Below are 6,822 nucleotides of genomic sequence, written 5' to 3'. Positions count from 1 at the left end.
GTCTACAACAGCCTTCCGTGGACCACGCCGCTCGTGCAGCTCACGCTCACGCCCGAACAGATCGCCCGCCTCGGAAAATTCAGCGGCATGACGCTGCTCATCCGGCAGGACCTCCCCGCCGGCCAGCCCGCCGTCGTCACGACCTCCCGATTCTTCGGCTCCCTCCTCGCGCAGGAGCTCGGCCTCCCGCCCGAGACTCTTCGCGACGTCCCCGGCAGCTCCGGCGCCCCGGGTTCCGAGTTCGCCTACTTTCTCAGCTACCTCTCCAAAGCCCCACAACCTCTCGCCTTCGCTGTTCCCGCAGGCTGGACCATGCAAGACCCCAATGGTCTGTAACTCCTCGAATCGTTGTTCATGAAGCCCCGGGAAATTCTCCTCGCCAGCGCCGTCGGCGTCCTTCTGGTCGTCGCCATCATCGCGTGGCTCGTGGCCCGCGGCAAGGACGCCTCCGGGGCCGCCAGCGCGCGCAATCTTCAGCAGTGGGGCATCGCACTGAATCTCTACCTCATCGACAACGAGAACCAGCTCCCCGAGGTCGGCTCCGCGCCGATCGTGGCGAAGCCGGAGAAGGCCTGGTATAACGCCCTCCCCACGTATCTCAGCCAGCCGCCGCTCTCGGAACTGCCCACCGGCAGCCGCCCGAAGCCAGGCACGCCGTCGCTCTGGATCGATCCCTCCTCGAAGGCGCCGCACGCCTGGGACCCGGAACTGTTCTACTTCAACTATGCGATGAACCGCTTCCTCCAGCCGCAGGAAGGCGTTCGCAGCTTCCGCATCAGCGAGCTCAATTTCCCCGGCAACATCGTCTTTCTCACCGAGGTGAGCGACTACGAACCCGCGGCGACTCCCGAGACGGTCGCCTTCCTCCACGGCAGCCGCCCGTCCAGCCCCACCGCCATCGCCAACGTGCTTTTCTGCGATGGTCACGTCGCGCCGGTCACACGAGCGGTGCTCGTCGACGATCCGAACACCCGGTCCGCCGCCAATGCCGAAAACGGCATTTCCTGGTTCGAGCAATAGCGATCAGAAGAAAAGGAGAAACTCGTAGGAGTTGAAAACCATGTCTCTTCCGCTTCCTCTTCGCTAGTTCCCGACCACGCTCACCACCACGCGCCGCGTGTGCGGGGCCCGGCGGTGCTCGAAGACGAAGATGCCCTGCCACGTGCCGAGCGTGGGCCGGCCGCCCTTCACGGGAATCGTTTCACTCGTGCGCGTGAGAGCCATCCGCAGGTGGCTCGTCGTGTCATCCGGTCCCTCGAGGGTGTGCCGCCAGTCGGGGCCATCCTCCGGCACCAGTCGCTCGAAATAGGCGTGCAGATCCTCGCGCGCCGACGGATCCGCATTTTCGTAAATGACAAGACTCGCACTCGTGTGCTGGAGAAACACGGTGACCATGCCCGTGCGCACCCCGCTCTCGTGCACGACATGCGCGACGTCGTCCGTTATTTCGTAGGTGCCCTTGCCGCGCGTTCGCACCTCGATCGTGGTAACGTGCGCGGTCATCGTCCGCGAAGCAGCAGGATCAGCCAGCCGGCAAGCAATGCCACGCCACCGAGCGGAGTGATCGCCCCCAGCCAGCGCACACCCGACGACGCGTAGAGATAAAGCGATCCCGAAAAGACGACGACGCCAGCGACCCACAGCCACGTCACCAGCTGGCTCGCCCGTCCCGCCGCGGCCAGCCCGAGCAACGCCACGGAATGGACGAGCTGGTATTGCACCGCGGTCACCCACACGTCCGCCGTGCCGAACGACGCCAGCATCGGCTTGAGCGCGTGCGCGCCGAACGCACCGAGCGCCACGCCGAGGAATCCCATTCCGGCGGCGATGCGAAATGGCAGGCTGACAAAATTTCCCCGGTCCGGATTCTCCATCGAGGCCATTATCCAAGCAGATCCACGACCATCTCCCGCTCCTGCTTCAGCTCGTCGACCGAGGCATCGATCTTCGCCCGACTGAAGTCCGTCAACGGCAGGTCGGGAACGATTTCCACCTTGCCGTCCCGCGACCGCGTGGGGAACGACGAGATCAATCCCTTCTCGACGCCGTAGCTTCCATCGGAACACATCGCCACGCTGTGCCAGTCGTCGCCCGGCGTGGGATTCACGATCGCCTGCACCGTCTCGATCGCCGCATGCGCGGCGGACTTGGCGGAAGACTGTCCGCGGGCCGCAATGATCGCCGCCCCGCGCTGCTGCACGGTCTTGATGAAGTCACCCTCGAGCCATGCCGTGTCCGAGATCACCTCACCCACCGGCCTGCCCCCGATACGCGCATTGGCGAAGTCGGGATAGAGCGTGCTCGAGTGGTTGCCCCAGATCGCGAGACGGTCGATGTCGCGCCAGTGGGCGCCCGATTTCAGCGCAAGCTGCGTCTTCGCGCGATTCTCATCGAGACGCGTCATCGCAAACCACCGGTCGCTCGGGACGTCCTTTGCGTTGTTCATCGCGATCAGGCAGTTCGTGTTGCAGGGATTTCCCACCACGAGCACGCGCACGTCGGATGCCGCGTTCCTTGCAATGGCCTGCCCCTGGCCAATGAAGATTTTTCCGTTGATTCCGAGCAGATCCTTGCGCTCCATCCCGGCCTTGCGCGGCACGCTGCCCACCAGCAGAGCCCAGTTCACGCCCCGAAACCCTTCGTCCAGATCCGCGGTCGCCACGACGCTCTCGAGCAATGGGAACGCGCAGTCGTGCAACTCCATCACGACGCCCTCGAGCGCCTTCATCGCAGGTTCGATCTCGATCAGATGCAGCGAGACCGGTTGGTCGGGACCGAAAACGCCGCCCGAAGCGAGGCGAGGGAGCAGCGAATATCCGATCTGTCCGGCGGCACCGGTTACAGCGACTTTCAGGGGAGCTTTCATATGCTCCCATCGTCGCGCAGAGCCCCGGAGACGGTCCATCGTTTTCGCCGATTATCCGCCGCAAAGTTTCCATCTCGAAGCGCAGAAATTATGCGTAAAAATGAGAAGACCCGTTTTGCCGAACGGCCAAACGGGTCTTCTCGGTGCGGGGAGGAAATCCGCGAAAGGGAAAAATCTTAGAGCGATTCCTTGAACGCCTTGCCCGCGACGAACTTCACCGTCTTCGAGGCCTTGATCTTGATCTTCGCGCCGGTCTTGGGATTAACGCCGGTGCGGGCCTTGCGGGAAGCCACTTTGAAAGTTCCGAAACCGATGAGCTGGACGGTCTTCGTCTTCTTGACGCCGATCTTGATCGCGTCGATCACCGCATTCACCGCGCGCTCGGCCTCGGCTTTGCTGGTTTCCTTACCGAGGGTCTTCTGAACGGCTTCGACGAGTGCGACTTTGTTGCTCATGTTTGGAGGTTGGTGCCTGCTGGTGAGGGAAAACCTAGAGGAAATCCGTCCACACTGTCAATCGACTTTGCGCAAAATCTTTCATGGGCCCCGCCCGCGGAGGTCCATAATTCTTGCTTGGACGGGCCACGCCCCTCGCTACCCTCTGGAATCATGACCTCCGGCCCCGAACTCGATCGGCAGATCGCTCATTTCCTTGGTCAGACGCCGCGGATTTCCCCTTCGGCATTCATCGCTCCGCACACCTTCATCGCAGGCGATGTCGAGATCGGAGACGAGGCCAGCATCTGGCCGTGCTGCTCGCTCCGCGGCGACATCGCCGGAATCCGCATCGGAGCGCATTCGAACGTGCAGGACGGCAGCGTGGTGCACGTCGCGGACGATCTGCCCGCGATCATCGGCGAGTGGGTGACGATCGGCCACAACGCCACCGTGCACGCCTGCACGCTGGAAGACGAAGTCCTTGTCGGCATGGGGGCCGTCGTCCTTGATGGCTCGCACATTGGCGCCCGCTCGATCATCGGCGCCAACGCCACCGTCACGCCCGGCACAAAGATCCCGCCCGGCTCGCTCGTGCTGGGATCGCCCGCGAAGGTCGCTCGCGTGCTCACGCCTGAACAGCAGGCCAGCGTGCGGGGCTGGGCGGAGCGCTACGTGAAGCTCTCTCGCGTCTATCTCGCCCGGGCCGCAGGGCAATAACGTGCGCAGCAGTTGTTCGGTCCGCGGGTTGCTGCTAAAAGTGAGATTATGAGCAAACCCGTGATCGAAGTGCGCGTGCGGGCGCTGATCCCCACGGGCAGCGGATGCGCCGTCTTTCTCGGCACCGCGGAAAAAGTCTTCGTGATCTACGTGGACTCCAGCGTCGGCAGCGCGATCGGCATGTTCATCAGCGGACAGGAAAAGGAGCGGCCACTCACCCACGACCTCATGGCCCTCGTGCTCGAGGCCGTGGGCGCGAAGGTCGAGCGCATCGTCATCAACGACCTCAAGAACGGCACGTATTTCGGCCGTCTCATCCTCTCCGCAGAAAACGAAATCCAGCAGCGCAAGATCATCGAACTCGACGCCCGCCCCAGCGACTGCATCGCGATGGCGGCCCAGCAACGCGCGCCCATTTACGTGAGCGAGGACGTTTGGAACGAAGTCGAGGACATGTCCGACGTGCTCGAGAAGATCGAGAACTCCCGGGACGAGCCGGGCGGGGAATCCGAATAGCCACCAGCCGCGCGGACCGATCTCTCCTCCGGAAATCATGTCCCGCTCCGCTCCCTTCAGCCATCCCCTGCGCACCCCGATCTGGCCAGTCCCGGCGCGATGCCTCCTCCTGTTGACGGCCTTTCTCTCGCTTTTCCCGGCCTCCGCCCAGGCCCAGTCCCGGCCGAACTTCGTCTTCATCGCTCTCGACGATCTCGTCCCGCTCTCTGCCGGAAATCTCGGCGATCCCACGGCGCTGCTGTCCGTGCTCGTTCCGAATCCGGTTGCCCGTTATGAGCTCTCAGCCCGCATTACGCCGAACCTGAACCGCCTCGCGAGCCGCGGCGTTACCTTCACCCAGACCTGGGCGAGCTATCCGCTTTGCAATGCATCACGCGCCGCGCTCCTGACGGGCATTTCCGCGGCGCGTTCCGGCTACAGCCAGGAGAACAAATACCCGCTGCGCGATCAGCATTCGCAGCTGCGCGACGCCACGACGCTCCCCCAGCGGCTCCGCCAGGCCGGCTACGATTCTCTCGGGCTCGGTAAGATTTTTCACTTCGCGGAAGCGACGACCATTGGAACAACGGTCGTCGACTGGCCAGACCTCGCCCGAAGCTGGACGGCCTATCTCCAAAGAACCTGCGGCACGCTCGAGCAAGTCATCCCCGCACCGGGCTCGGGGCCAAGCCCGCTGAATTTCGGGGTGGAGCAGGCTGGCGTCGACGCGCAGCCCGACTGGATCAATGCCGGACTCGCCGCGACGCTGCTCCGCGACGGCTTCGTGCAGGCGAACGACAGGCTCGGCATCCCCGGCAGTATGGCGATCAATCCCACCCGCCCCTTCTTTCTGGCCGTCGGATTTCGTCGTCCGCACACCCCGTGGACGGCCCCGAAGGAATTCATCGATCGCGTGCCGTTCGACGCGCTGAACGCCGCGAGAATCAACCTTCTCACCGAACTTCGAGATCTTTCCGACGTCACGAGGGTTTCCAAGGGCAACCATTCCCGGGTGAAGGCATTTTTCGGTTTCAACGGCTCTCCGCGCGCGGCCCGAAGCGCCCGCCTTCGATTGCTCGTCGCCGCGCGTTACTACCTCGGTGCGGCGGCCTTTGCCGACGCCTGCGTCGGTCGCGTGCTCGACGCCCTCGACGCCAGCCCCTACGCGCGCAATACCATTGTCGTCCTCTGGAGCGACCACGGCTACTCGTGGGGACAGAAGCTCCACTTCGGCAAAAGCAGCCTTTGGGAGCCGTCTCTGCGCGCCGAGTTCATCCTCGCCGACCTGCGCGCCGCAGCCGTCGGCCGGATTGAGAACCAGCCCGTCTCGCTCGTGGATATCTACCCCACCGTCTGCGCGCTGGCCGGCATCCGCGGAAAACAACCCGCCGACGGTGATGGCCGCAGCCTCACGGCCGCGCTCTACGGCGGCCGCGCACCGGCGCACCCCATTCTCGCGAACTACGGCCCCAGGCAACGCGCCATCCGGATGGGCCCGTGGAAATATATCGCCTACACGGATAAGGACGAGCTCAACGAACTCTACAATCTCAGGAAGGCCCCCTTCGAGCGCCGCAATCTCATCCGCGACAATTCGAAGCTCCCGGCGATCGCCCTGCGGCTGAAAAAGCAGATCCTCCGGCTCACGCCGCCATATCCCTCCCATTCACCGCGCCCTCCCGGCACGCCTGCGCCCACGGCGACGCCTTTCCGGGAGGGGTCGCACCGGCGCGTTACATCCGCGGGATCGTGATGCCGCGCTGCTTCATGTATTTGCCGCCGCGGTCGGCGTAACTCGTCTCGCAAATTTCATCGGCCTTGAAAAACACGACCTGAGCGAGGCCTTCGTTCGCATAAATTCGCGCCGGCAGCGGCGTCGTGTTCGAGATTTCCAGCGTGACGTGGCCTTCCCACTCGGGCTCGAATGGAGTGACATTCACGATGATGCCGCAGCGGGCATAGGTGGATTTGCCAACGCAGATCGTCAGCACGTCGCGCGGGATGCGGAAGTATTCCACGCTGCGCGCGAGCGCGAAGGAATTCGGCGGCACGATGCAGACGTCGGTCTTGATGTCCACGAAAGACGACGGGTCGAAATTTTTCGGATCCACGACCGAGCTGAAGACATTTGTGAAGACCTTGAATTCATCGGACACGCGCAAGTCATAGCCATAGCTCGAGAGACCGTAGCTGATGAGGCGACCGCCATCCTCGCCGGTGCGCATCTGGCCATCGCAAAACGGCTCGATCATTGCCTTCTCTTTCGCCATGCGGCGAATCCACTGGTCGGAGCAAACGGACATCGGA

The 6,822-nt window shown here is 63.6% G+C and carries 10 protein-coding genes; 5 read left to right on the top strand and 5 right to left on the bottom strand.

Annotation, left to right across the window (positions count from 1 at the left end; translation table 11 throughout):
* The coding region (locus VIM61_04125) for a hypothetical protein (protein ID HEY8899574.1) at nt 1-336 on the top strand (336 nt) is incomplete at its 5' end.
* Between the two features lie 18 nt (nt 337-354).
* The gene (locus tag VIM61_04120) at nt 355-1,020 is read left to right on the top strand and encodes a hypothetical protein (protein ID HEY8899573.1); all 666 of its coding nucleotides are present in this window, start codon (nt 355-357) and stop codon (nt 1,018-1,020) included.
* Between the two features lie 63 nt (nt 1,021-1,083).
* On the opposite strand, the gene VIM61_04115 is transcribed toward VIM61_04120, so the two are convergent.
* The 4 genes from VIM61_04115 to VIM61_04100 form a co-directional block, all read right to left on the bottom strand.
* Nucleotides 1,084-1,503, bottom strand: a complete 420-nt coding sequence (locus VIM61_04115) for a secondary thiamine-phosphate synthase enzyme YjbQ (protein ID HEY8899572.1) — start codon at nt 1,501-1,503, stop codon at nt 1,084-1,086.
* The gene (locus VIM61_04110; GenBank protein HEY8899571.1) at nt 1,500-1,874 is read right to left on the bottom strand and encodes a DUF423 domain-containing protein; all 375 of its coding nucleotides are present in this window, start codon (nt 1,872-1,874) and stop codon (nt 1,500-1,502) included. Before VIM61_04110 ends, VIM61_04115 begins: the two co-directional genes overlap by 4 nt.
* 8 nt (nt 1,875-1,882) lie before the next feature.
* Nucleotides 1,883-2,866, bottom strand: coding sequence for a malate dehydrogenase (locus VIM61_04105; protein ID HEY8899570.1), 984 nt, complete (start codon nt 2,864-2,866; stop codon nt 1,883-1,885).
* A 176-nt stretch (nt 2,867-3,042) separates the two neighbouring features.
* Nucleotides 3,043-3,321, bottom strand: a complete 279-nt coding sequence (locus VIM61_04100) for an HU family DNA-binding protein (GenBank protein HEY8899569.1) — start codon at nt 3,319-3,321, stop codon at nt 3,043-3,045.
* A gap of 153 nt (nt 3,322-3,474) precedes the next feature.
* Between VIM61_04100 and VIM61_04095 the strand changes: the two genes are divergently transcribed.
* Genes VIM61_04095 through VIM61_04085 form a run of 3 tightly spaced genes read left to right on the top strand, consistent with a single transcriptional unit; the run spans nt 3,475 to nt 6,268 of the window.
* Nucleotides 3,475-4,020 (top strand): gamma carbonic anhydrase family protein, encoded by a 546-nt coding sequence (locus VIM61_04095; protein ID HEY8899568.1) that lies wholly within the window; start codon nt 3,475-3,477, stop codon nt 4,018-4,020.
* 48 nt (nt 4,021-4,068) lie between these two features.
* On the top strand, nt 4,069-4,536 hold the full coding sequence (locus VIM61_04090) for a bifunctional nuclease family protein (GenBank protein ID HEY8899567.1): 468 nt from the start codon (nt 4,069-4,071) through the stop codon (nt 4,534-4,536).
* A 37-nt stretch (nt 4,537-4,573) separates the two neighbouring features.
* Entirely contained in the window at nt 4,574-6,268 is a 1,695-nt protein-coding gene (locus tag VIM61_04085; protein ID HEY8899566.1) for a sulfatase-like hydrolase/transferase, read from the top strand.
* On the opposite strand, the gene dcd is transcribed toward VIM61_04085, so the two are convergent.
* Nucleotides 6,249-6,818 carry a dCTP deaminase gene (dcd, locus tag VIM61_04080; GenBank protein HEY8899565.1) on the bottom strand — a complete coding sequence of 190 codons (570 nt, stop codon included), beginning with the start codon at nt 6,816-6,818 and terminating at the stop codon, nt 6,249-6,251. The two genes, VIM61_04085 and dcd, sit on opposite strands and share 20 nt — an antisense overlap.
* Nucleotides 6,819-6,822: the final 4 nt, after the last annotated feature.

It is taken from the genome of Chthoniobacterales bacterium (assembly GCA_036569045.1).
Lineage (GTDB): Bacteria > Verrucomicrobiota > Verrucomicrobiia > Chthoniobacterales > JAATET01 > JAATET01.
The sequence above is the reverse complement of the archived record's forward strand: the minus strand, read 5'-3'. Positions and strand labels throughout refer to the sequence as shown.

Coding starts and splice junctions, on each gene's coding strand:
- VIM61_04120 (HEY8899573.1), top strand. CDS start 355: ATGAAGCCCCGGGAAATTCTCCTCGCCAGCGCCGTCGGCGTCCTTCTG.
- VIM61_04115 (HEY8899572.1), bottom strand. CDS start 1,503: ATGACCGCGCACGTTACCACGATCGAGGTGCGAACGCGCGGCAAGGGC.
- VIM61_04110 (HEY8899571.1), bottom strand. CDS start 1,874: ATGGAGAATCCGGACCGGGGAAATTTTGTCAGCCTGCCATTTCGCATC.
- VIM61_04105 (HEY8899570.1), bottom strand. CDS start 2,866: ATGAAAGCTCCCCTGAAAGTCGCTGTAACCGGTGCCGCCGGACAGATC.
- VIM61_04100 (HEY8899569.1), bottom strand. CDS start 3,321: ATGAGCAACAAAGTCGCACTCGTCGAAGCCGTTCAGAAGACCCTCGGT.
- VIM61_04095 (HEY8899568.1), top strand. CDS start 3,475: ATGACCTCCGGCCCCGAACTCGATCGGCAGATCGCTCATTTCCTTGGT.
- VIM61_04090 (HEY8899567.1), top strand. CDS start 4,069: ATGAGCAAACCCGTGATCGAAGTGCGCGTGCGGGCGCTGATCCCCACG.
- VIM61_04085 (HEY8899566.1), top strand. CDS start 4,574: ATGTCCCGCTCCGCTCCCTTCAGCCATCCCCTGCGCACCCCGATCTGG.
- dcd (HEY8899565.1), bottom strand. CDS start 6,818: ATGTCCGTTTGCTCCGACCAGTGGATTCGCCGCATGGCGAAAGAGAAG.